A 22661-nucleotide genomic window follows, 5' to 3' on the forward strand; every position below is an offset into this window, starting at 1 on the left:
GAATTCGCAGTTCAGGAGGCTTCGAGAGTCAGGCCGGGCACTCGACCCGCTCCACGGAAGGAAACAGGTCGAGCATCTCACCCGGATCACAAAACCGCAGGTCAGGCACCCTTGCCAGCAGGCTCAAGGATCGCCACGCACTCCACATGATGCGTCATCGGGAACAGGTCGAACGCCCGCAGCGTCCGCACCTTGTACCCCCCGTCCCGGAAGTACGCCAGGTCCCGTGCCAGCGCCGCCGGGTCGCAGGCCACGTAGGCGATCTTGCGTGCGCCCAGCCCCGACAGGTGCTTGACGACCTGCTTGCCCGCGCCCGCGCGCGGCGGGTCCAGGACGATCAGGTCGCACTCCGTGATGCCGGTGCGGGGCAGGACCTGGTCGACCTTGCCGTGTTCGATGCGGACCCGGTCCAGGTCCTTCAGGTTGTGGCGGGCGTCCTCGACCGCGCGCTTGCCGGACTCGATGCCGAGGACCGCGCCCTTCTCGCCGAGGCGCTGGCCGATGGCGCCGGCGAACAGGCCGACGCCGCAGTAGAGGTCGAGGGCGGTGTCGTTCTTGCGGGGCAGCAGGCCCTGCATGACCGCGCGGACCAGGGTGTTGGCCGCCTGCGGGTGGACCTGCCAGAAGCCGCCCGAGCCGACGCGGTAGGTGCGGTCGTCGGCGCGCTCGCGGACGAAGGCGCGGCCGTGGACGCGGTGGACGCCGCCGTCCTTCTCGTCGACGCGGAGCACGGAGACCGGCTTGTCGAGTTCGACCAGGGGGAGCCGGCCGCCGGGCTTCGGGGTGAGGATGACCTGGCGGTCGTTCGAGCCGGTGGCGGTGATGGCCTCCACCCCGGCGATCTGGGGCCACTCGCGCTTCTCGACGCCGAGCTCCGAGACGCCCGGCGCGGCGATCAGGCAGCGGTCGATCGGCTGGACATCGTGCGAGCGGTGCTTGCGCAGGCCCGCGCGGCCGTCGGCGTCGACGGCGTACTGGACACGGGTGCGCCAGGCCGGCACCTCGCCCGCGGGAAGCTTGTCGCCCTCGGCCGGCATGACCGTGCCGTCCCAGCCGGCCTCCTCGGGGGTCAGGCCCGCCAGCCGCAGGAGTTGCTCGGCGATGACCTCGCCCTTGAGGCGGCGCTGCGCACCCGGCTTGGCGTGCTGCCAGTCGCAGCCGCCGCACATGCCGGGGCCGGCGTACGGGCAGGGCGCCTCGACGCGGTCCTTGGACGGCTCGATGATCCGTACGGCGTCGGCCCGCAGGAAGCGGGAGTCCGTGTCGCCGTCGGTGACCCTGGCGATGATCTTCTCGCCGGGGAGCGTGTGGCGTACGAAGAGCACCTGGTTCCCGTCGGTGCGGGCGATGCAGTGGCCGCCGTGTGCGACGGGCCCGACCTCGACCTCGTACTCCTCCCCGACCAGCGACGACGTGGGTTCGTTCTGCATGAGGGGAGGCTCCAGGGAGAAAGGGGGAAAACGGTCGGGCCTGCGGCCGGACGACAGCCCACCAGTCTACGCGGGCGTGGTCAGGGTGCTGACCACGCCCGGCCCCCGCCACCTCGCGCCTTCCGGACGGGGTCCTGACGTCCGCACGCCACCGGCCGGTCTCGCTCCCCCACGGTCTCACCCCTTGCGGTTCGGCTCCTTGTGCCTCCGCTCCACCGGGCCCCGGCGGACCGAGCCCGGAGCGCTCCAGTCGGCGCGCTTGCGGGCCCGCTTCTTCGCCGCCTCGGAGGACTGGAGCTGGTACGGGACAGAGGTCACCATGACGCCCGGGGTGAAGAGCAGGCGGCCCTTCAGGCGCAGGGCGCTCTGGTTGTGCAGCAGGTGCTCGTACCAGTGGCCGACCACGTACTCCGGGATGTAGACGCTGACCACGTCGCGCGGACTCTGGCGGCGCAGACCCTTCACGTACTCGATGACCGGGCGGGTCACCTCGCGGTAGGGCGAGTCGAGGATCTTGAGGGGGACGTTGATGGCGCGCCGTTCCCAGTCCTCGCGCAGCGCCTTCGTCTCGTCCGGGTCGACGCTGATGGAGAGCGCCTCCAGGTGGTCGGCGCGGATCAGCTTGGCGTAGGCGAGTGCGCGCAGCGTGGGGCGGTGGAGCTTGGACACGAGGACGATGGCGTGGACGCGGGAGGGGCGCACGCTCTCGTCCGCGGGCGTCTCGTCGGCGGCGATCTCGGCGGCGACCCGGTCGTAGTGCTTCCGGATCGCGGTCATCGTGCCGTAGAAGATGACCATGCCGAGCAGGGCCACCCAGGCGCCGTGGGTGAACTTGGTGGCGAGGACGATCACCAGGACCATGCCGCAGAAGAAGGCGCCGAAGGCGTTGATGGCGCGGGAGCGGACCATGTGGCGGCGTTTGGCCTGGTCCCGTTCGTCGGTCAGCAGGCGGTTCCAGTGCCGCACCATGCCGGTCTGGCTGAGGGTGAAGGAGACGAACACCCCGACGATGTAGAGCTGGATCAGCCGCGTGGAGTCGGCACCGTAGATCCAGACGAGCAGGATCGCGGCGCCCGCCAGCAGCACGATGCCGTTGGAGAAGGCGAGGCGGTCGCCGCGCGTGTGCAGTTGGCGCGGCAGATAGCGGTCCTGGGCGAGGATCGAGCCGAGCAGCGGGAAGCCGTTGTACGCGGTGTTGGCGGCGAGGAAGAGGACCAGGGCGGTGGCGGCCGCGAGGACCATGAAGAGGAAGGAACCGTGGCCGAAGACCGCCTCGGCGACCTGGGCGATGACCGGGTCCTGGGTGAAGCCCGCGCCGACCGGGACGCCGTCGCGGATCAGGTCGACCGCCGGGTTCTCGGCCATCTTGACGTCGGTGGCCAGGGCCAGGCCGATGATGCCGCAGAACATGGTGACGGCGAGCAGCCCCATCATGGCGAGCGTGGTCGCGGCGTTCTTGCTCTTCGGCTTCCGGAAGGCGGGCACGCCGTTGCTGATCGCCTCGACCCCGGTGAGAGCAGCGCAGCCGGAGGAGAAGGCCCGCAGGAGGAGGAAGACGAGCGCGAAGCCGGCCAGCCCCTCGTGTTCGGGCTTGATCTCCAGATCGGCGGTGGGGGCGTGCATCGTGTCGCCGAGGACCACTCCCCGGAACGCGCCCCAGAGGATCATGAGGAAGACGCCGGCCACGAAGAGGTAGGTGGGAATGGCGAAGAGCTTTCCGGACTCCTTGACGCCGCGCAGGTTCATCAGGGTGAGCAGGACGATGGCGCCGATGGCGCAGAGCGTCTTGTGCTCGATGACGAACGGGATCGCGGAGCCGAGGTTCTCCACGCCGGAGGAGATCGACACGGCGACGGTGAGGACGTAGTCGACGAGCAGGGCGCTGGCGACGGTCAGTCCGGACTTGGGGCCGAGGTTGGTGGTCGCGACCTCGTAGTCGCCGCCGCCGCTCGGGTAGGCGCGGACGTTCTGCCGGTAGGAGGCGACGACCGTGAACATGAGGACGACGACCGCGACGGCGATCCAGGGGCTGAAGTGGTACGCCGACACCCCCGCGATGGACAGCACGAGGAGGACTTCTCCCGGTGCGTACGCCACCGAGGACAACGGGTCGGACGCGAAGACGGGGAGCGCGATGCGCTTGGGGAGGAGGGTCTCCCCGAGTTTGTCGCTGCGCAACGCCCGGCCGATCAGGATCCGTTTGGGCAGGTCGGTCAGTTTGGACACGCTGAGGATCGTAAGCGGAGCCCGTGGCCGAAACGCACGCCCTTTCGACGTGGCCCCGCAATCTCCTGCGGTCGGCGGAGAACGCCCCGTTATTCTTTAACGCAATCCTTGCGCTCGTTCGGCCTATTTTGCTTTCCCTTTGCCGGAGTGCGCGAGGATGCGGACACTCGGATGAGGGATTGACTGCCCCGGCGCATAAGCTCGACTCCGGGACGCACCGCGGGTGCGAGCCCCGTTGTTTGCCCAGCAAGCTGAGAGAGAAGTGTGAGCAGCGTGTTTTCGCAGGTCAGCCGGATGACCAGGACGGCGGGGTAGGCGCACAGTGCACATCGTCATCATGGGCTGCGGGCGCGTCGGAGCCGCTCTCGCACAGACCCTGGAACAGCAGGGGCACACCGTCGCGGTGATCGACCAGGACCCCACGGCGTTCCGTCGCCTCGGGTCCGGATTCGGCGGTCGCCGGGTCACCGGGGTCGGCTTCGACCAGGACACCCTCCGCGAGGCGGGGATCGAGGACGCCGGCGCGTTCGCCGCGGTCAGCAGCGGCGACAACTCGAACATCATCGCGGCCCGGGTGGCCCGCGAGATGTTCTCCATCGAGAACGTCGCGGCGCGGATCTACGATCCCCGCCGCGCCGAGGTCTACCAGCGTCTCGGCATCCCCACCGTGGCGACGGTCCGCTGGACGGCGGACCAGATGCTGCGGCGGCTGCTGCCTTCCGGCGCCGAGCCCCTGTGGCGCGATCCGAGCGGGGGTGTGCAGCTCGCCGAGGTGCACACGACGCCGTCCTGGATCGGCCACAAGATCAGCACGCTCCAGGAGGAGACGGGGGTCCGCGTCGCCTTCCTCACCCGGTTGGGCGAGGCCATACTGCCGAGCTCGCAGACCGTCCTCCAGGAGGGCGACCTGGTCCACGTGATGATGCGTACGGACGAGATCGCCAAGGTCGAAGAGGCCTTCGCCCAGGGTCCCGAGGAGGACGGTCACTGATGCGTGTGTCGATTGCCGGGGCGGGCGCGGTGGGCCGTTCCATCGCCGCCGAGCTGCTGGAGAACGGGCACGAGGTGCTGCTGATCGACAAGGCGCCGACCGCCATCTCGGTGGAGCGGGTCCCGATGGCCGAGTGGCTGCTCGCGGACGCCTGTGAGATCACGTCGCTGGACGAGGCGGCGCTGCAGCGGTGCAACGTGGTGATCGCCGCGACCGGGGACGACAAGGTCAACCTGGTCGTCTCGCTGCTCGCCAAGACCGAGTACGGCGTGCCGCGCGTGGTGGCCCGGGTGAACAACCCGAAGAACGAGTGGCTCTTCAACGAGTCCTGGGGCGTGGACGTCGCCGTCTCGACGCCGCGTCTGATGTCGGCCCTGGTCGAGGAGGCGGTGAGCGTCGGCGATCTGGTCCGGCTGCTGCGCTTCAGCCACGGCGATGCCAACCTGGTGGAGCTGACCCTGCCGCCGGAGTCGGCGCTGGCCGGTACCCGGGTCGGGGACGTCGCCTGGCCCGAGGACACCTCGCTGGTGACGATCATCCGGGGTACGCGGGTGCTGACGCCGAGCCCCGAGGAGTCCCTGGAGGCCGGTGACGAGCTGCTGTTCGTGGCCGCCCAGGCGCGCGAGGAGCAGCTGGAGGACCTGCTGTCGGTCCGCCGCGATCCGTCGGAGGACTGACCGACAGAGCGAGGGGAAGGGGCCCGGAACCGCTGAGCGGTTCCGGGCCCCTTCCCATGCGAAGCCGGGTGTACGGATCCCCCTGCGAAGCCCGGTGTACGGGTCCCCCTGCGATGCCGGGTTTTACGGGACCCCCTGCGATGCCGGGTTGTACGGGTCAGGCCTCCGGGTCGCGGAGTGCCGCGGCGGCCTGCGCCTTGCGCTCCTTCTCGGCCTGTTCCTCGGCCTCCATCTCGGCGAAGACGTCGATCGGCGCCGGTGCCTTCGCGAGGAAGATCCAGGTCAGATAGACCGCGAGCAGGAAGGGCGGGATCTTCAGCGCGATGAGCACCCAGCCGAACTCGGTGGTATCGCCCCACCAGTAGAGCGGGAAGAGGATTGCGCACTTGGCCAGCAGGATGAAGCCCCAGGCGTAACTGGCCTTGGTGTACGCCTTCTTCCGGCCCGGGTTACGGGTCCGCCAGGAGAGGTTCTCCTTGAAGACCGGGCCGAGGATCAGGCCGATCAGCGGCACCCCGGCCACCGCGGTGCCGATGTAGGCGACCGCGAGGCCCAGGGTGTAGAGCATGCCCGGCAGGTAGAAGTCCTTGGCGTCGCCCGTCATCTTCGCGAAGACGACGCCGAAGGCCACCCCGAAGACGCCGCTGAAGGCGTGCTTGACGGTGTCCCGACGGATCAGTCGGACGGCGACGAGGGCCAGGGAGACCGCCAGGGCCGCGATGGCCGACGCGTTCAGGTTCTTGTTGATGGTGAAGATCGTGACGAAGAGCAGCCCGGGGAGGACTGTCTCCACCATGCCGCGCACGCCGCCGAAGGCCTCGAAGAGGGCAGCCTCGGTGACGGCCTTCGCGTCGTCCTGCTGGGCGGCGTGCCTCCCGCCGGCGTGCTGCGGGTCCGTGCGGTGGGGCTGGTCCGTTTCGGACGTCGGCTTGTCGAGAGACGTCACCGGCTACTCCTTGCCGAGCGGTCGGAGTTCGTATGTGGGGTTGAACAGCACCCGGCGGCCATGGCTCATGGCGACCCGCCCCGAGGCGATGATCCTGCGGCCGGGCTCGATGCCGACGATGGAACGACGGCCGAGCCAGACCACGTCCAGCGGCTCGGTTCCGTCGAAGAGCTCCGCCTCCAGGGCGGGCACTCCGGCCCGGGGACGGAGGGTGACGGTCCGCAACGTACCAGCCACCTTCACGATCTGCCGATCGGAGCACTCGGAGATCCGGGTGCATCCGGTGGCCTGCGCGTCCTCCCGCAGCTCCTGGGACTCCAGGTCCTCCTGGGAGCTGGAGAGCCGGTCGAGCATACGGCGGAAGCGCCCGGAAGGTCTCGCCGCCTTCCCGGCCTTCCCGGCTTTCTCGGATCGGGGAACAGCACTCATACCCGAAGGGTACCGGTCCTGCGCGCGGTACACGGAGGCGCTGGGCGACCACTCGAAAGGGTGACCCGGCGCCCGTCAGCCGCGCTCGAAGCGGTAGCCCATGCCCGGTTCGGTGACGAAGTGCCGGGGGTGCGAGGGGTCCGCCTCCAGCTTGCGGCGCAGCTGGGCCATGTAGACCCGCAGATAGTTGGTCTCGGTGCCGTAGGAGGGGCCCCAGACCTCCTGGAGGAGCTGCTTCTGGCTGACCAGGCGGCCGCCGTTGCGGACGAGGACTTCCAGCAGATGCCATTCGGTGGGGGTGAGGCGTACGTCGCGCCCGGACCGGTGCACCTTCTTCGCCGCCAGGTCGACGGTGAAGCCCGCCGTCTCGACCAGCGCGATGTCATCGGCGCCGCCCTCCTGACCGACCGGTTCCGCCCGGCGTACCGAGGCGCGCAGCCGGGCCAGCAGCTCGTCCATGCCGAACGGCTTGGTGACGTAGTCGTCCGCACCGGCGTCCAGGGCCTCCACCTTCTCGTCGGAGGTGTGACGCGCGGAGAGTACGAGGATCGGCACCCGGGTCCAGCCGCGCAGGCCCCTGATCACCTCGACCCCGTCCATGTCGGGCAGCCCGAGGTCGAGGAGGACGACGTCGGGGTGGCGGGCGGCGGCGAGCTGGAGGGCGGTCGCCCCGTCGGGCGCGGCGTCCACCTCGTACTGGCGCGCCTTCAGGTTGATCACGAGGGCGCGGACGATCTGCGGCTCGTCGTCGACCACAAGCACCCGGGTCATCGCGGACCTGCCTTTCTGCTGCACGGGGAGGAGGGGAGAACCCTGCTGTACGGGGAGACGGAGGGACATGCGTGGAGGCGGGCCGCGTACGCGCAGGGGCGTCCCGGCCCGCGGGGACCTGTCATGAGGTGGCCCGGGCCGGCAGCTCGGCCTCCGTACGGACGCCGCCCGGCGCCGCGGTGAGGGTCAGGACCATGGTCAGCCCGCCGCCGGGGGTGTCCTCGGCGTCGAGGGTGCCGCCCATGGCCTCGGCGAACCCCCGGGAGACGGCGAGGCCGAGGCCCACTCCGGCGCCGCGCGGGGCGTCCCCGTACCGCTGGAAGGGCTCGAAGATCCGTTCCTTGGCCTCGTCGGGGACGCCCCGGCCACGGTCCACGACCCGTAGCTCGACCCGGCCGCCGAGGGCGCTGGCGGCCACGGCGACGGGCTCCTGGCCGGGGTTGTACTTGACGGCGTTCTCCACGATGTTGGCGACGACCCGCTCCAGGAGTCCCGGGTCGACGGCGACCATCGGCAGCGTCTCGGGGATGTCGAGGTCGACGCTGCCCTCCGGGACGCCGCCGAGCGCCATGGGGACCACCTCGTCGAGGTCGATCTCGCGGATCAGCGGGGTCACGGTGCCGGTCTGGAGGCGGGACATGTCCAGCAGGTTGCCGACCAGGTGGTCCAGCCGGTCGGCGCCGTCCTCGATGCCTTCCAGGAGCTCCGCCTCGTCCTCCTCGGACCAGGCCACGTCGTCGGAGCGCAGCGAGCTGACGGCGGCCTTGATGGAGGCCAGCGGGGTGCGCAGGTCGTGGCTGACGGCGGCGAGCAGGGCGGTCCTGATCCGGTTGCCCTCGGCGAGCCTGCGGGCCTGCTCGGCCTCCCCGACCAGGCGCTGGCGGTCCAGGACGACGGCGGCCTGGGCGGCGAACGCGCCGAGCACCCGGCGGTCCTCGGCGGGCAGCACCCGGCCGGACAGCGCGAGGGCCATGTTGTCGCCGACCGGCATGTCCACGTCGGCGTCGTCGGGGCGGGTGACCGGGGCCGGTCCGACGGATCCGGCGCAGGTCCACGGTTCGACGTCGCTGCTGCGCTCCAGCAGGGCGACGGACTCCATGGCGAAGGTCTCGCGGACCCGGTCCAGCAGGGCGTCCAGGGCGGTCTCGCCGCGCAGCACGCTGCCCGCGAGGAAGGAGAGGATCTCCGACTCGGCGCGCAGCCGGGCGGCCTGGTGGGTGCGCCGGGCCGCGAGGTCGACCACGGAGGAGACCGCCACCGCCACCGCGAAGAAGATCACGATGGCGACGAGGTTCTCCGGGTCCTGGACGGTCAGGGTGTGGGTGGGCGGGGTGAACCAGTAGTTCAGCAGCATGGAGCCGACGGCCGCCGAGGCGAGCGCGGGCCGCAGTCCACCGAGCAGGGCGGCGGCCACCGTCAGGAAGAGGAAGAGCAGGACGTCGTTGGCGAGGCCGGGGGCGTCCTCCATGCTGCGCAGCACCACCGCGAGCAGGACGGGGCCGAGGACGCCGACGAGCCAGCCCCAGATGATCCGGGCGCGGCCGAGCCGGGCACCGCGGGCCATGGGCAGACCGCGGCCCTTGGCGACCTCCTCGTGGGTCACGATGTGGACGTCGAGGTCGGGTCCCGACTCGCGGGCGACGGTCGCGCCGACCCCGGGGCCGTAGATGTACTGCCAGGTCTTGCGGCGGCTGGAGCCCAGCACGATCTGGGTGGAGTTGACGCCGCGGGCGAACTCCAGCAGGGCGGCCGGTATGTCGTCGCCGATGACGTGGTGGAAGGTGCCGCCAAGGTCCTCGACCAGGGTGCGCTGGACGGCCAGCTCCTTCGGGGACGCGGAGGTCAGGCCGTCGCTGCGGGCGATGTAGACGGCGAGGATCTCGCTGCCGGAGCCCTTGGCCGCCATCCGGGAGGCGCGGCGGATGAGGGTGCGGCCCTCGGGCCCGCCGGTCAGTCCGACGACGATGCGTTCGCGGGCCTGCCAGGTGGTGCGGATGTTGTGCTCGCCCCGGTACTGCTGGAGGTACTCGTCGACCCGGTCGGCGACCCAGAGCAGGGCCAGCTCGCGCAGGGCGGTGAGGTTGCCGGGGCGGAAGTAGTTCGAGAGGGCCGCGTCCATCTTGTCGGGCCGGTAGATGTTGCCGTGCGCCATCCGGCGGCGCAGCGCCTGGGGCGACATGTCGACCAGCTCGATCTGGTCGGCCCGGCGCACCACCTCGTCGGGGACTGTCTCCCGCTGCCGGACCCCCGTGATCGACTCCACGACGTCGCCCAGCGACTCCAGGTGCTGGATGTTGACCGTGGATATGACGTCGATCCCGGCCTTCAGGAGTTCCTCGACGTCCTGCCAGCGCTTGGCGTTGCGCGAGCCGGGGACGTTCGTGTGGGCCAGCTCGTCCACCAGCGCCACCGCCGGGGCCCGCTCAAGGACCGCGTCCACGTTCATCTCGGTGAAGACGGTGCCCCGGTACTCCAGCTCCTGGCGCGGCAGCAGCTCCAGCCCGTGCAGCATGACCTCGGTCCGCGGCCGGTCGTGATGCTCCACGAACGCCACCACACAGTCGGTCCCGCGCTCGACCCTGCGATGCGCCTCGGAGAGCATCGCGTACGTCTTGCCGACGCCCGGTGCCGCGCCGAGATAGATCCGGAGTGTGCCGCGTCCCATGGCCCCATTGTCTTCTTCCGTCCGGCCCTGTCGTGCGGAGGGCCGGTGGCGCCCGGTGCGGCTGCCGTCCTCGACGCTACTCCGCCGGGGGCCGTGGTTCGGTCCCGGGAGTGCAGGTGGGGAGCGTATTGACGGAACTCTGATGCGCGCCGGGGCGGGGGCTGGGGCGCTGCGGGAGCGTCAGCCGTGTTCGACGATGTGGCCGTCGCTCAGCTCCAGGACGCGGTCGGCGAGGCCCAGCAGCTGGGGGTCGTGGGTGGCGACGAGGGCGGTGACGTTCTCGCTGCGGACGACCGCGCGGAGCAGTTCCATCACGGCGAGCCCCGTCTCGGCGTCGAGCTGCCCCGTGGGCTCGTCGGCGATCAGGAGGGCGGGGCGGTTGGCGAGGGCGCGGGCGATGGCGACGCGCTGCTGCTGGCCGCCGGAGAGCTCGCCGGGGCGCTGCTCGGCGTGGTCGGCGAGGCCGACGAGGGAGAGCAGCAGGGCGACCCGCTCGTCACGCTCGGACGGGTCGGCCTTGCGCAGCCGCAGGGGTACGCCGACGTTCTCGGCGGCGGTCAGGATCGGGATGAGTCCGAAGGACTGGAAGATGAAGCCGACCCGGTCCCTGCGCAGCTCCAGGAGCCCCTTCTCGCCGAGCCCCGACAGCTCGGTGCCGTCGACGGTGATCCGGCCGCCGTCGGGGGTGTCCAGGCCGCCGACCAGGTTGAGCAGGGTGGTCTTGCCGGAGCCGGAGCGGCCCTTGAGCGCGACCAGCTCGCCTCGGGGGATCTCGAACGAGACCCCGCGCAGGGCGTGCACGGCCGCCGCTCCGCTCCCGTACGAGCGGTGCAGGTCCTCGACCGTGACCATGACCGTACGGGCCGGGTTCTCGGCCAGGGCCGTGCCGGACTGCCCGCTGGTGCTCTCGGTCATCATGCTCCCCCGTACTCACGTGCTCACGTGGCTGCGTCGTCGCCCGCCAGTATGGGCGTACGACGCACGGCCGGGCAATGGCCGGTGGGCCGCACCCGCGCAGAGGGTGCGGCCCACCGGCCTGTGCTGCGATGACCGCGAGGTCCTGCCGCGTACCGCTAGCGGACCTCGGTGATCTCGGGGCCGCGCTGGAGCTGGCCCATGCCGCCGGAGAACTTCGAGCCCTCCTGCTCATCCTGCTGCACGCCCTCGGGCACCATCTGGGCGTCGTTGGGGAGCTTGAGGACGATCGGGTCGCGGGGGGCCATCGGGCCGTCGCCGCGGACGACCACGGTGTCCCGGAAGATCGTCTCCAGCAGCCCGGCGGCCTCCGGCTGGACGGCGCCCTGGCCGGAGATCACTCCGCGCAGGAACCAGCGCGGCCCGTCGACGCCGACGAAGCGCACGAGCTGCACACCGCCCGTGCCGTCCGGAAGCTGTACGGGGACCTGCGCGCGCAGCTCCCAGCCCAGCGGGCCCTCGACCTCGTCGATGATGCCGCCCTGCTGGGTGATGCCCGAGGCGATCTCTTCGCGGACCTCGCCCCAGATGCCCTCTTTCTTGGGGGCGGCGAAGGCCTGAAGCTGGACCGCGCTGTCGCGCAGCACCACGGTGGCGGCGACGATCGCGTCCCCGGCCACCTCGACGCGCAGCTCCATGCCCTCGACCCCGGGGACGAAGATGCCGCCCAGGTCGACCCGGCCCTCGCCGGGCTGGGTGACCTCGGTGCTGTCCCAGGGTCCGTCCGGCCTGGGGGCCGGCGGAAGGTTCATCCGACGGGCGCCCTTGGCGGCGCCGTCACTGCCCTCGGGCTCGTCGGCGACCTGCTCGGCCTCGCGCACCTCGTCCGCCGCGTCCTCGGCGGAACCACTCTTCTTGCGACGTCCGAACACGTCACTGTCCTTCCCGGTCGGATACGACCGAAGCGTAGCTGTTCCCACCGTGGGTGATCCCGCCCTCGGCGCCGTCCACCGACGCGTGGCCGCCGGTGGACCCGAAGCCCCCTTCGGCCCGCGCCGAGCCGGGAAGTTCCGCCACCTCGTGGAAGCGCACCTTCTCGACCTGCTGGACAACCAATTGGGCAATCCGGTCGAACCGTTCGAATCGCACGCTCTCGCGTGGATCGAGGTTGACCACGATCACCTTGATCTCCCCACGGTACCCGGCATCAACCGTCCCTGGGGCATTCACGAGGGCCACTCCGCAGCGGGCCGCGAGGCCGGAGCGCGGGTGAACGAACGCGGCGTACCCGTCGGGCAGGGCGATCGACACCCCGGTGGGGAGCACCGCCCGCTCGCCGGGGGCGAGTTCCGCGGCCTCGGTGGTCACCAGGTCGGCCCCGGCGTCCCCCGGGTGTCCGTAGGCCGGAATCGGCACGTCCGGGTCGAGCAGGCGGATCAGTACGTCGACGGGGTTGCGGGTCACGGGTTCACCTCGAAGGCGCGGGCGCGCCTGACCTGGTCGGGGTCGGACATGGCGGCCTGGATCTCGGCGGGCCTGCCGTTGTCGATGAAGTGGTCGACCTTGACCTCGATGAAGAGGGCGTCGGCCCGGACCGCGACGGGCCCGTCGGGGCCGCCGATCCGGCCGGTGGCGGTGGAGTAGATCTTCCGGCCGTGCACGGCGGTGATCCGGGCGTCGAGGTGCAGCACGGTGTCCACGGGGACGGGGCGGACGAAGTCGGTCTCCAGCCGTCCGGTCACCGCGATCGTGCGCAGCAGCCAGTTCAGCGATCCGAGGGTCTCGTCCAGCGCGGTGGCGAGCACGCCGCCGTGGGCGAGGCCGGGGGCGCCCTGGTGGGCGGGCTGCACGGTGAACTCGGCGGTGACGCTCACGCCTTCACCGGCCCGCGCCATCAGGTGCAGTCCGTGCGGCTGCCCCCCGCCACAGCCGAAACAGTGTTCGTAGTGCGCTCCGAGGAGTTCGCCGGGGGCGGGCGCGTCGGGGTGCCGGACCGGTGCGACGGCGTCTGCCGGGGGTGTCAGAGCTGCTGATGTTCCACTCACAGGCGCAGACCTTACCCGCGCGGCAGTCCGCCGGTCGCGCCGTGCCAAGCTTGGTTCCATGCAGCCTTCCGCACCGCCCTTCGACGAACGTCTCACCGCGCCCCGCTCCTGGTGGTTCATCGCCTTCGGGGTCGGTGTCGCCTGTGCTCTGATGCTTCTGCCGCTGGGCACCCTGCCGCTGCTCGCCGGGCTGGCCGGCGGCACGGTCGCCGCCGCGCTCCTGGTGAGCAGCTACGGCTCCGCCCGGATCCGGGTGGTGGCGGGGGCGCTCGTCGCCGGCGACGCCCGGATCCCGCTGTCGGCGCTCGGTGAGCCCGAGGTGCTGGACGCCGAGGAGGCGCGGGCCTGGCGCACGCACAAGGCCGACGCCCGTGCGTTCATGCTGCTGCGCGGCTATGTGGAGACGGCGGTGCGGGTGGAGGTCACGGACCCGGACGACCCGACTCCGTACGTCTACCTCTCGACGCGGAACCCGCAGGGCCTGGCGGCGGCGCTGAGCACCGTCCCGACCGCCTGAGCGGACGTCGCGGGCGGGGGCTCCGGACCCGGTGCGGGTTCAGGGGCCCCTCGTCGCTCAGGGGCCCTCGATCTCCTTGGGCAGCTCGGCCGGGTTCGAGGGCTGCTCCAGCGGAGGCAGCTCGGGCAGCCGGTCCCAGCGGATCTGGTCCTTGCGCAGGTCGTTCCTGATCCGGTCGGCGAGCTTGCGGGTGTCGCGGCGGTTCATCGTGGCGCCGACGGCGGCGCCGATCATGAACGGGATCAGGTTGGGCAGATTGCGCGCCATACGCTTCATGATCTGCTGGCGCAGCTCGCGCTTCATCTGACCGCCCAGCGCGGCGTTGAGCGTGGTGGGGCGGGTGACGTCGATGCCGCGCTCCTCCGTCCACGACGTCAGATACGCGGTGCTGCGCTGGCCGAGACTGCCGGGGGGTCGGCGGCCGTAGACCTCGTGAAGCTCGGCGACGAGCTTCATCTCGATCGCGGCGACGCCGGTCACCTCCGCCGCCAGCTCGGCGATCATGGCGGGCGGTACGGGCATCATGGCGGCGGCCCCGATGCCTGCGCCGACGGTCGCGGTGGCCCGGCAGGCTCCCGTGACCAGCTTGTCGGCCAGCTCCTCGGGCCCCAGCCCGGGGAACTGCTTCCGCAGGGTCGCGAGGTCGCGCACCGGCACGCGCGGGGCCGTGTCGATGATGCGGTCGGCCAGCTGTGCGGCCAGTGCCTTCGCGCTCTCCCGGCCCTTGTGTACACCCCGTTTCACTGCGTGCAGGCGGCCCCCGGTCGTGGGCTCCGCCGGACCCTGCTCTCCGGGCCGGTCCGGCGACGCTGCCGCCCCGGCCACCTCGAGCGAGGCCGAACGGCCTCGCCCGTCGTCGAAACTGCCGGAGTGCTCCGGCAGGGCGGCGGACCGCTCGGCAGACGCGTTACCGCCTTCTGCCGGGCCTGTGCCGCCTGTACCGTCCTGGTTCGCCTCCGGGCCGTGCCGGCGCCAGGGGCGCCGCTTCCGGAACGGTGTCTCGCCTGCCACGGCCGACCCGACCTCAGTCGCAGTCGCGGCAGATGGGCTGACCGTTCTTCTCGCGGGCCAGCTGGCTGCGGTGGTGCACCAGGAAGCAGCTCATGCAGGTGAACTCATCGGCCTGCTTGGGCAGCACCCGGACGGCCAGCTCCTCGTTGGAGAGGTCCGCGCCGGGCAGCTCGAGTCCCTCGGCCGCGTCGAATTCGTCGACGTCGACGGCGGATGCCGTCTTGTCGCTCCGACGTGCCTTGAGCTCTTCGAGGCTGTCCTGGTCCACGTCGTCGTCGGTCTTGCGTGGGGTGTCGTAATCCGTTGCCATGTCGCTCTCCCCCTCTTGGGTGTCTACGGGTGTCTCAGCGCACGTAACGCGTGAGAGGCCGGACTTGTGCCCGACCTGAGGCGGAGATCTTGCCTCACATCAAGGTCTGTTACTCAATCGACACCCAACCGGGCGCCTCGTCGAGGCTCGGCTTGGGTGGCGATGGGGACCGTACACGGTCCCGACTGCGCAGTTCACGGGTGCCACCCCGTGTACTTCCCGTGATAACCATCCCCGAAAACCCGGACGATTACCGGCTTTCCGACGGAATCGCGATCACGGAGAGTAGATGACCCGAAAATCGGCCCTGTGATCGATCACACACGACCCGCCCGGGAACGGGTCCTGAAAATTCCGCCCAAAGCGAACATGAAGATTCGGTGCAGAGTCACATCGTGCAGCCTCTCAGACCGGCAGGGTGACGCGCATCACGAGACCACCGCCCTCGCGGGGCTCCGCGATGATACGGCCTCCGTGGGCCCGCGCGACGGACCGGGCGATCGACAGGCCGAGCCCGACCCCCTTGTCGCTGCCCGTGCGCTCCGTACGCAGCCGCCTGAAGGGCTCGAAGAGGTTGTCGATCTCGTAGGCCGGGACCACCGGTCCTGTGTTCGAGACGACGAGCAGGGCCTGTCCGTCCCGGGCCTTGGTGGTGACCTCCACCCAGCCGTCCTCGGGCACGTTGTAGCGCACGGCGTTCTGCACGAGGTTCAGCGCGATCCGCTCCAGCAGGACGCCGTTGCCCTGGACCACCGCCGTGGCCCGCTCGCCTCGGATCTCGACCTTCTTCGTCACCGCCTCCGACCGGGCCTGGTCGATGGCGCGCTCGGCGACCTCCGCGAGGTCGACCGGCTTGCGCTCGATGATCTGGTTGTCGCTGCGGGCCAGCAGCAGCAGCCCCTCGACGAGCTGCTCGCTGCGCTCGTTGGTGGCCAGGAGGGTCTTGCCCAGCTGCTGGAGCTCCGGAGGGGCCTCCGGGTCGGAGAGATGGACCTCCAGCAGGGTGCGGTTGATCGCCAGCGGGGTGCGCAGCTCGTGCGAGGCGTTGCCGACGAACCGCTGCTGCGCCGTGAAGGCCCGCTCCAGCCGGTCCAGCATGTCGTCGAAGGTGTCCGCCAGCTCCTTCAGCTCGTCGTCCGGGCCGTCCAGCTCGATCCGACGGGTGAGGTCCGTCCCGGCCACCCGGCGCGCGGTCCTGGTGATCCGGCCGAGCGGGGACAACACGCGTCCGGCCATCGCGTAGCCGAAGGCGAAGGCGATCACACTGAGGCCGACCAGGGCGAGCAGCGAACGGTTGAGCAGGGTGTCCAGCGCGTGTTTGCGCTGTGACTCGTTGCACGCCTTGAGCGCGGCGTTCGCCTCGTCCGCCGAGAGGCCCGGTGTGAGGGCGGGGCAGGCGTTGTTGGTGAGCTGGATCTTGCTGTCGGGCAGCAGCTTGAACGGCAGATCCGTGCCGACGTGCAGCGCCTGCGCCGCCAGCATGTAGATGATCGACAGCAGCACGATGCCCGCGATCAGGAACATCCCGCCGTACAGCAGCGTGAGCCGTATCCGGATGGTCGGGCGCAGCCAGGGGTACGGGGGCTCCTGCTGCTTGGGCTCCCAGGTGGGCTTCGGAGGCGCCGCGGGGGGCCCGGGGGTGGTGGCCATGGTCCTCAGATCCGGTATCCGGAGCCCGGCACGGTGACGATGACGGGCGGTTCGCCGAGCTTGCGGCGGAGCGTCATGACCGTGACCCGCACCACGTTGGTGAAGGGGTCGGTGTTCTCGTCCCAGGCCTTCTCCAGCAGCTGTTCCGCCGAGACGACCGCGCCCTCGCTGCGCATGAGGACCTCCAGCACCGCGAACTCCTTCGGGGCGAGCTGGATCTCCACCTCGTCACGGAAGACCTCGCGGCGGTTCGGGTCGAGCTTGATGCCGGCGCGCTCCAGGACGGGCGGCAGCGCCACCGTCGTACGTCGGCCCAGCGCGCGCACCCGGGCGGTCAGCTCGCTGAAGGCGAAGGGCTTGGGCAGATAGTCGTCGGCGCCCAGTTCCAGGCCCTCGACCCGGTCGCTGACGTCGCCGGACGCGGTGAGCATGAGCACCCGGGTGGGCATGCCGAGCTCGACGATCCTGCGGCAGACGTCGTCCCCGTGCACGACCGGGAGGTCCCGGTCCAGCACGACGACGTCGTAGTCGTTGACCCCGATGCGCTCCAGGGCCGCGGCACCGTCGTAGACGACGTCGACGGCCATGGCCTCCCGGCGCAGTCCGGTGGCCACCGCATCGGCGAGCAGCTGCTCGTCCTCGACGACGAGTACGCGCACGGCGCAGTCCTTCCTTCGGTCCTTCGATGGGTTCACAGAGCCGGCGGCCCTCGCGGGGCCCGCCCGGACACGGGCAGCAATGGCCGACTGTGCGCCTCCATCCTGCCCGCAACACGCATAAACCGGCGGTAAGGCGGCGGTGGGCCGGACCTCCCGGCGGCTGTCCGCCGGGAAACCGGCGGATTTCCGGGCCAGTTGAGGTTTCTCCGAACCCTGGCGCGGGGAAGAGGGGTGCACACCCGCGATCACGCCTGTCACGTGGCATGCCACTGCTCGCTCCGTTTCCCCGGAGCGGCGGCGCGATCACCCGCTCCTCCGGCCCCCCGGCCGGGGGGATCCCGGGCACACCCCCGTGCCACCGACCCACGATGAGGGGGCGCATCATGGACGCTTTCACCGCAGGTCTGCTGCAACGCATCAAGACGACCGAGACCGTCCTCACCCGGGCGCGCGAGGACGGCGACGACTTCCTCGCGGACGTCGAGCAGGGCGAGCTGGACGATCTGCGCCGTCTCGCCGCCGAGCACGGCGTGGAGATCGGCGCCACCAGCGTCTGAGCCGTACGCCACGGGGCCCCGGACACCGTCATGGTGTCCGGGGCCCCGTGGCGTGTGCGGTGGCCTCAGGCCCCTCGCCAGGGCCTTCCCCGGCGGGACCCGTCAGTCGTGCCAGGCGCCCAGCTCGTCGAGTGCGGCCTGCAGCGGCTCGAAGACGCCCGGGGTGGCGGCCACCGTCAGGTCGCCGTCGGCGGGCAGCCCCGGGCGACCGCCGGTCAGCGCGCCCGCCTCCCGGGCGATGAGGTCGCCCGCCGCCAGGTCCCAGGGGTGCAGCCCGCGCTCGTAGTAGCCGTCCAGCCGGCCCGCCGCCACATCGCAGAGGTCGACGGCCGCCGAGCCGCTGCGCCGGATGTCCCGGAGCCGGGGGATCAGCTGCTGGGCGATGTCCGCCTGGTGGGCGCGGACGTGTCCGACGTAGTTGAAACCGGTCGAGACGAGCGCCTGGTCCAGCGGCGGGGCGGGCCGGCAGCGCAGGGCCTCGCCGTTCGCGAACGCGCCGCCGCCGAGGACCGCCCGGTAGGTCTCCCGGCGCATCGGGGCCTCGACGACGCCCACGACCCGCTCTCCGTCGCGCTCGGCGGCGATGGAGACCGCCCAGGTGGGCAGACCGTAGAGATAGTTCACCGTGCCGTCGAGCGGGTCGATGACCCAGCGGATGCCGGTGCTGCCCGGGGAGCTGGACCCCTCCTCGCCGAGGAAGCCGTCGTCGGGGCGGAAGTCGGAGAGGTAGCCGGTGATCAGCTTCTCGGCGGCGATGTCCATCTCGGTGACCACGTCGATGGGGCTGGACTTGGTCGCGGCCACCCCCAGGTCGGCCGGGCGGCCGTCGCGCAGCAGGGCTCCGGCGCGGCGGGCGGCCTCCAGGGCGAGGTCGAGCAGTTCGGACAGTGCGGGGTCGGTCACGGTGCTCCCAGGGGGACTCGGCGGAACAGGCGCTCTACGGGGCATCCGTAGGGGCGTCCACGGATCGGGCATACGGGCTGTCGGCCCCGGCGGCGGCGGGTTTCGGGGCCCTGGCGGGGCAGCAGCCGACCGGACAGAGGTCGTGGGAGGGCCCCAGGGACCCCAGCGCGCAGCGCTCCACCGCCCGGCCGCGCTCGGTCGCGGCGCGCTCCAGGACCAGGTCCCGCACGGCGGCGGCGAAGCGCGGGTCGTCGCCCACCGTGGCGGACCGGCGGACCGGCAGGCCGATCTCGGCCGCCTTCGCGGTGGCCTCGGTGTCGAGGTCGTAGAGCACCTCCATGTGGTCCGAGACGAAGCCGATGGGCGCCATCACGACCGCGGGGACGCCCTCGGCGCCCAGGGTCTCCAGGTGGTCGCAGATGTCGGGCTCCAGCCACGGGATGTGCGGGGCGCCGCTGCGGGACTGGTAGACGAGCTGCCACGGGTACTCGGTCCCGGTCTCCTCGCGCACCGCCTCGATGATCAGCCGGGCCACGTCGAGATGCTCGGCGACGTACGCCCCGCCCTCGCCGTGCGCGTCGGCCGGGCCCGAGGCGTCGGCGGCGGAGGTCGGGATGGAGTGGGTGGTGAACGCGATGTGCGCGCCCGCGCGGACGTCCTCGGGAAGGTCGGCGAGCGAGGCGAGGACGCCGTCCACCATGGGCTCGACGAAGCCGGGGTGGTTGAAGTAGTGCCGCAGCTTGTCGACCCGGGGCACGGGCAGCCCTTCGGCCTCCAGGGCGGCCAGCGACTCGGCGAGGTTCTCGCGGTACTGGCGGCAGCCGGAGTAGGAGGCGTAGGCGCTGGTGGCGAGGACGGCGATCCGGCGGTGTCCGTCGGCGGTCATCTCACGCAGGACGTCGGTCAGATACGGGGCCCAGTTGCGGTTGCCCCAGTAGACCGGGAGATCCAGGCCGTGCTCGCGGAAGTCCTTGCGCAGCGCGTCGAGCAGGGCGCGGTTCTGCGCGTTGATCGGACTGACCCCGCCGAACAGGAAGTAGTGCTTGCCGACCTCCTTGAGGCGTTCCTCGGGGATGCCGCGGCCGCGGGTCACGTTCGCCAGGAACGGGACCACGTCGTCCGGGCCCTCGGGGCCGCCGAAGGAGAGCAGCAGCAGGGCGTCGTAGGGAGCGGGATCGCGCAGATCGGACATGACATCGATCCTGCCACCCGCCTCCGACAGGGCGGCAACCGACATCCGACGCCCCGTCGGAAAGACCGGTCGGAAAGACCGGTCGGAAAGACCGGGGAGGCGGGTAATCCGGGCGGCCGGGCAGGTGCGCCGCTCCCCCGGGCCGCCGCCCGGAATCCGGTGTCCGGGGCGTCCGGCCGGCCGTAAGCTGTATCGGCCAGCTATACGCCTGACAGGCACGACCGGAGTACCCCTTGCCCAGTTCCTACCGCGCCATCTTCTCCGCCCCCGGTTCGAGGGAATTCTCCGCCGCAGGCTTCTTCGGCCGGATGCCCTTGTCCATGATGGGCATCGGCGTCGTGACGATGATCTCCCAGCTCACCGGCGGCTACGGGCTGGCCGGGGCGCTCTCCGCGACCCTGGCGATGTCGGCGGCGGTCTGCGGCCCCCAGGTCTCCCGGCTGGTCGACCGCTACGGGCAGCGCCGGGTGCTCCGCCCGGTCACGCTGGTCGCGGTGGCGGCGGTGGCGGGTCTGCTGATCTGCGCCCAGCAGGGGGCGCCGGAGTGGACGCTGTTCGTCTTCTCGGTGGGCGCGGGCTGTGTGCCGAGCGTGGGGTCGATGGTCCGGTCCCGCTGGGCGGAGATCTACCGGGGCTCCAGCCGGGATCTGCACACCGCGTACGCGTGGGAGTCGATCGTCGACGAGGTGTGCTTCATCTTCGGCCCGATCATCTCCATCGGCCTGTCCACCGCCTGGTTCCCGGAGGCGGGGCCGCTGATCGCCGCCGGCTTCCTGCTGGTCGGCGTCTTCTGGCTGACCGCGCAGCGTGCGACCGAGCCGGTGCCGCACCCGAAGTCGCAGCACACCGGGGGCTCGGCGCTGCGCTCGCGGGGACTCCAGGTCCTGGTGGCCACCTTCGTGGCGACGGGCGCGATCTTCGGGGGCGTGGACGTGGTGACCGTGGCCTTCGCCGAGGAGCGCGGCCACAAGGCCGCGGCCTCCCTGGTGCTGGCCGTCTACGCGCTCGGCTCGTGTCTCGCGGGGGCCGTGTTCGGACTGCTGCACCTGAAGGGGAACCCCGGGACCAGGTGGCTGGTGGGTGTCTGCGCGATGGCCGTGAGTATGATCCCCCTCCTACTGGCCGGGAACCTTCCGTTGCTGGCCGTGGCGCTCTTTGTCGCGGGCCTCGCCATCGCACCGACGATGGTCACCACCATGGCTCTCGTCGAAGCGCACGTACCGCGCACCAAGCTGACCGAGGGCATGACCTGGACCAGTACCGGGCTCGCGGTCGGAGTGGCGCTCGGCTCCTCGGCCGCCGGCTGGGTGGTCGACGCCGCCGGGGCGAAGGCGGGGTACGCGGTGCCCGTCGTGGCGGGAGCGCTCGCGGCGGCGGTGGCGGTCCTGGGATATCGCCGGCTGGCCGGGCCGGCTGCGACGGAAGGGCGCGGGGAAGATGACCGACACCTACGCACGGACGACGACGAGCGCGTGGCGTAACTGGGCGGGCACCGTCACCGCCCGGCCCGCCCGCACCGAGTCCCCCGCGTCCGTGGACGAGCTCGCGGACGTACTGCGCCGGGCCGGCGCGGAAGGCCTGCGGGTGAAGCCGGTCGGCGCGGGCCACTCCTTCACTGCGGCGGCCGCCACGGACGGGGTGCTGATACGCCCGGACCTGCTGACCGGGATCCGGGACATCGACCGTACGACGATGACCGTGACGGTGGAGGCGGGCACTCCGCTCAAGCGGCTCAACACCGCACTCGCCCGCGAGGGCCTGTCGCTCACGAACATGGGCGACATCATGGAGCAGACGATCGCCGGGGCGATCTCCACCGGTACGCACGGCACGGGCCGGGACTCGGCGTCGATAGCGGCGCAGATCCGCGCACTGGAGCTGGTCACCGCCGACGGCACGGTCCTGGTCTGCTCGGAGCGGGAGAACCCGGAGATCTTCGCGGTGGCCCGTGTCGGGCTCGGCGCCCTCGGGGTGATCACCGCCGTCACCCTCGCCGTGGAGCCGATCTTCCTGCTGACGGCCCGTGAGGAGCCGATGACCTTCGACCGGGTCACCGCGGACTTCGACTCCCTGGTCGCCGAGAACGAGCACTTCGAGTTCTACTGGTTCCCGCACACCGGGAACTGCAACACCAAGCGCAACAACCGCAGCGCCGGACCGGCCGCCCCGCCCGGGAGGGTGAGCAGCTGGATCGACGACGAGCTGCTGTCCAACGGGGTCTTCCAGGTCGCCTGTTCGCTCGGCCGCGCGGTCCCGGCGACGATCCCCTCGATCGCCAGGCTCTCCAGCCGGGCGCTGTCGGCGCGTACGTACACCGACATCCCGTACAAGGTGTTCACCAGCCCGCGGCGCGTGCGGTTCGTGGAGATGGAGTACGCCGTTCCGCGCGAGCAGGCGGTGGCGGTGCTGCGGGAGCTGAAGGCCATGGTCGAGCGGTCACCGCTGAAGATCAGCTTCCCGGTCGAGGTGCGCACCGCTCCGGCCGACGACATGGCCCTGTCGACCGCCTCGGGCCGGGACAGCGCGTACATCGCCGTACACCTCTACAAGGGCACGCCCCACCGGTCGTACTTCACCGCGGTCGAGCGGATCATGACCGCGCACGCCGGACGGCCGCACTGGGGCAAGATCCACACCCGCGACGCGGCCTATCTGGCAGAGGTCTACCCGCGCTTCGGCGAGTTCACCGCCCTGCGCGACCGGCTGGACCCGGACCGCCTGTTCGGCAACGACTACCTGCGGCGCGTGCTCGGCGACTGAGTAACCG

22 protein-coding genes are annotated in these 22661 nt (G+C 71.3%); 6 read left to right on the forward strand and 16 right to left on the reverse strand.

The window, feature by feature from the left end; translation table 11 throughout:
• Positions 1-101: 101 nt before the first annotated feature.
• Entirely contained in the window at positions 102-1430 is a 1329-nt protein-coding gene (locus ACIQRW_RS06215) for a class I SAM-dependent RNA methyltransferase (protein ID WP_403755118.1), read from the reverse strand.
• Between the two features lie 177 nt (positions 1431-1607).
• The gene (locus ACIQRW_RS06220) at positions 1608-3656 is read right to left on the reverse strand and encodes an APC family permease (RefSeq protein ID WP_403755121.1); all 2049 of its coding nucleotides are present in this window, start codon (positions 3654-3656) and stop codon (positions 1608-1610) included.
• A 322-nt stretch (positions 3657-3978) separates the two neighbouring features.
• Here ACIQRW_RS06220 and ACIQRW_RS06225 point away from each other — a divergent pair, with 322 nt between their 5' ends.
• Complete coding sequence (locus ACIQRW_RS06225; RefSeq protein ID WP_007454533.1) at positions 3979-4647, forward strand: TrkA family potassium uptake protein; 669 nt, start codon at positions 3979-3981, stop codon at positions 4645-4647.
• The gene (locus ACIQRW_RS06230) at positions 4647-5324 is read left to right on the forward strand and encodes a TrkA family potassium uptake protein (protein ID WP_032793112.1); all 678 of its coding nucleotides are present in this window, start codon (positions 4647-4649) and stop codon (positions 5322-5324) included. The genes ACIQRW_RS06225 and ACIQRW_RS06230 overlap by 1 nt, the downstream gene beginning before the upstream one ends.
• A gap of 157 nt (positions 5325-5481) precedes the next feature.
• Here the strand turns inward: ACIQRW_RS06230 and ACIQRW_RS06235 are convergent, their stop codons facing one another.
• The 8 genes from ACIQRW_RS06235 to ACIQRW_RS06270 all read right to left on the reverse strand — a co-directional run bounded on the left by ACIQRW_RS06235 (position 5482) and on the right by ACIQRW_RS06270 (position 13095).
• Positions 5482-6270, reverse strand: a complete 789-nt coding sequence (locus tag ACIQRW_RS06235) for a DUF3159 domain-containing protein (protein ID WP_403755124.1) — start codon at positions 6268-6270, stop codon at positions 5482-5484.
• 3 nt (positions 6271-6273) lie between these two features.
• The gene (locus tag ACIQRW_RS06240) at positions 6274-6699 is read right to left on the reverse strand and encodes an OB-fold nucleic acid binding domain-containing protein (RefSeq protein WP_170994444.1); all 426 of its coding nucleotides are present in this window, start codon (positions 6697-6699) and stop codon (positions 6274-6276) included.
• Between the two features lie 75 nt (positions 6700-6774).
• On the reverse strand, positions 6775-7470 hold the full coding sequence (locus tag ACIQRW_RS06245; protein ID WP_403755127.1) for a response regulator: 696 nt from the start codon (positions 7468-7470) through the stop codon (positions 6775-6777).
• A gap of 121 nt (positions 7471-7591) precedes the next feature.
• Complete coding sequence (locus ACIQRW_RS06250; RefSeq protein WP_403755130.1) at positions 7592-10135, reverse strand: DUF4118 domain-containing protein; 2544 nt, start codon at positions 10133-10135, stop codon at positions 7592-7594.
• A 180-nt stretch (positions 10136-10315) separates the two neighbouring features.
• The gene (locus ACIQRW_RS06255; protein ID WP_403755356.1) at positions 10316-11050 is read right to left on the reverse strand and encodes an ABC transporter ATP-binding protein; all 735 of its coding nucleotides are present in this window, start codon (positions 11048-11050) and stop codon (positions 10316-10318) included.
• 158 nt (positions 11051-11208) lie between these two features.
• A complete protein-coding gene (locus ACIQRW_RS06260; protein WP_403755133.1) occupies positions 11209-11982 on the reverse strand; it encodes a DUF3710 domain-containing protein in 774 nt (257 codons plus the stop codon).
• 1 nt (position 11983) lies between these two features.
• A complete protein-coding gene (gene dut, locus ACIQRW_RS06265; RefSeq protein WP_030577310.1) occupies positions 11984-12514 on the reverse strand; it encodes a dUTP diphosphatase in 531 nt (176 codons plus the stop codon).
• Positions 12511-13095 carry a PaaI family thioesterase gene (locus ACIQRW_RS06270; RefSeq protein ID WP_050360243.1) on the reverse strand — a complete coding sequence of 195 codons (585 nt, stop codon included), beginning with the start codon at positions 13093-13095 and terminating at the stop codon, positions 12511-12513. The genes dut and ACIQRW_RS06270 overlap by 4 nt, the downstream gene beginning before the upstream one ends.
• Before the next feature lie 58 nt (positions 13096-13153).
• On the opposite strand from ACIQRW_RS06270, the gene ACIQRW_RS06275 reads away from it, so the two are divergent.
• A complete protein-coding gene (locus tag ACIQRW_RS06275) occupies positions 13154-13612 on the forward strand; it encodes a DUF3093 domain-containing protein (RefSeq protein ID WP_371626333.1) in 459 nt (152 codons plus the stop codon).
• Between the two features lie 57 nt (positions 13613-13669).
• Here ACIQRW_RS06275 and ACIQRW_RS06280 read toward each other — a convergent pair whose 3' ends face one another.
• The 4 genes from ACIQRW_RS06280 to ACIQRW_RS06295 all read right to left on the reverse strand — a co-directional run bounded on the left by ACIQRW_RS06280 (position 13670) and on the right by ACIQRW_RS06295 (position 17242).
• A complete protein-coding gene (locus ACIQRW_RS06280) occupies positions 13670-14623 on the reverse strand; it encodes a hypothetical protein (protein ID WP_403755137.1) in 954 nt (317 codons plus the stop codon).
• Between the two features lie 13 nt (positions 14624-14636).
• Positions 14637-14933: a DUF4193 domain-containing protein gene (locus ACIQRW_RS06285; protein WP_003965732.1), complete on the reverse strand. Its 297-nt coding sequence runs from the start codon at positions 14931-14933 to the stop codon at positions 14637-14639.
• Between the two features lie 405 nt (positions 14934-15338).
• Positions 15339-16583, reverse strand: a complete 1245-nt coding sequence (locus ACIQRW_RS06290) for a sensor histidine kinase (RefSeq protein ID WP_403755139.1) — start codon at positions 16581-16583, stop codon at positions 15339-15341.
• Positions 16584-16588: 5 nt separating this feature from the next.
• Positions 16589-17242, reverse strand: coding sequence for a response regulator transcription factor (locus tag ACIQRW_RS06295; RefSeq protein ID WP_003965735.1), 654 nt, complete (start codon positions 17240-17242; stop codon positions 16589-16591).
• Between the two features lie 383 nt (positions 17243-17625).
• On the opposite strand from ACIQRW_RS06295, the gene ACIQRW_RS06300 reads away from it, so the two are divergent.
• Positions 17626-17799, forward strand: coding sequence for a hypothetical protein (locus ACIQRW_RS06300; protein ID WP_018957059.1), 174 nt, complete (start codon positions 17626-17628; stop codon positions 17797-17799).
• A 102-nt stretch (positions 17800-17901) separates the two neighbouring features.
• Here the strand turns inward: ACIQRW_RS06300 and ACIQRW_RS06305 are convergent, their stop codons facing one another.
• Together ACIQRW_RS06305 and ACIQRW_RS06310 are read right to left on the reverse strand one after the other, a co-directional pair.
• Complete coding sequence (locus ACIQRW_RS06305) at positions 17902-18702, reverse strand: inositol monophosphatase family protein (protein WP_403755143.1); 801 nt, start codon at positions 18700-18702, stop codon at positions 17902-17904.
• Positions 18703-18736: 34 nt separating this feature from the next.
• Positions 18737-19894 carry a ferrochelatase gene (locus tag ACIQRW_RS06310; protein WP_403755146.1) on the reverse strand — a complete coding sequence of 386 codons (1158 nt, stop codon included), beginning with the start codon at positions 19892-19894 and terminating at the stop codon, positions 18737-18739.
• Positions 19895-20127: 233 nt separating this feature from the next.
• Between ACIQRW_RS06310 and ACIQRW_RS06315 the strand changes: the two genes are divergently transcribed.
• Together ACIQRW_RS06315 and ACIQRW_RS06320 are read left to right on the forward strand one after the other, a co-directional pair.
• Positions 20128-21375 (forward strand): MFS transporter, encoded by a 1248-nt coding sequence (locus ACIQRW_RS06315; protein WP_403755149.1) that lies wholly within the window; start codon positions 20128-20130, stop codon positions 21373-21375.
• Positions 21332-22654, forward strand: coding sequence for a D-arabinono-1,4-lactone oxidase (locus tag ACIQRW_RS06320; RefSeq protein WP_403755152.1), 1323 nt, complete (start codon positions 21332-21334; stop codon positions 22652-22654). Before ACIQRW_RS06315 ends, ACIQRW_RS06320 begins: the two co-directional genes overlap by 44 nt.
• The last annotated feature ends 7 nt before the right edge of the window (positions 22655-22661 follow it).

Source organism: Streptomyces sp. NPDC091287 (genome assembly GCF_044768525.1).
In the GTDB taxonomy this organism is placed as follows: Bacteria; Actinomycetota; Actinomycetes; order Streptomycetales; family Streptomycetaceae; genus Streptomyces.

Excerpts from the sequence above, each read along its gene's own strand:
- ACIQRW_RS06215 (WP_403755118.1), bottom strand. The coding sequence starts at position 1,430 with ATGCAGAACGAACCCACGTCGTCGCTGGTCGGGGAGGAGTACGAGGTC.
- ACIQRW_RS06230 (WP_032793112.1), top strand. The coding sequence starts at position 4,647 with ATGCGTGTGTCGATTGCCGGGGCGGGCGCGGTGGGCCGTTCCATCGCC.
- ACIQRW_RS06240 (WP_170994444.1), bottom strand. The coding sequence starts at position 6,699 with ATGAGTGCTGTTCCCCGATCCGAGAAAGCCGGGAAGGCCGGGAAGGCG.
- ACIQRW_RS06245 (WP_403755127.1), bottom strand. The coding sequence starts at position 7,470 with ATGACCCGGGTGCTTGTGGTCGACGACGAGCCGCAGATCGTCCGCGCC.
- ACIQRW_RS06250 (WP_403755130.1), bottom strand. The coding sequence starts at position 10,135 with ATGGGACGCGGCACACTCCGGATCTATCTCGGCGCGGCACCGGGCGTC.
- ACIQRW_RS06255 (WP_403755356.1), bottom strand. The coding sequence starts at position 11,050 with ATGACCGAGAGCACCAGCGGGCAGTCCGGCACGGCCCTGGCCGAGAAC.
- ACIQRW_RS06275 (WP_371626333.1), top strand. The coding sequence starts at position 13,154 with ATGCAGCCTTCCGCACCGCCCTTCGACGAACGTCTCACCGCGCCCCGC.
- ACIQRW_RS06285 (WP_003965732.1), bottom strand. The coding sequence starts at position 14,933 with ATGGCAACGGATTACGACACCCCACGCAAGACCGACGACGACGTGGAC.
- ACIQRW_RS06290 (WP_403755139.1), bottom strand. The coding sequence starts at position 16,583 with ATGGCCACCACCCCCGGGCCCCCCGCGGCGCCTCCGAAGCCCACCTGG.
- ACIQRW_RS06300 (WP_018957059.1), top strand. The coding sequence starts at position 17,626 with ATGGACGCTTTCACCGCAGGTCTGCTGCAACGCATCAAGACGACCGAG.
- ACIQRW_RS06310 (WP_403755146.1), bottom strand. The coding sequence starts at position 19,894 with ATGTCCGATCTGCGCGATCCCGCTCCCTACGACGCCCTGCTGCTGCTC.
- ACIQRW_RS06320 (WP_403755152.1), top strand. The coding sequence starts at position 21,332 with ATGACCGACACCTACGCACGGACGACGACGAGCGCGTGGCGTAACTGG.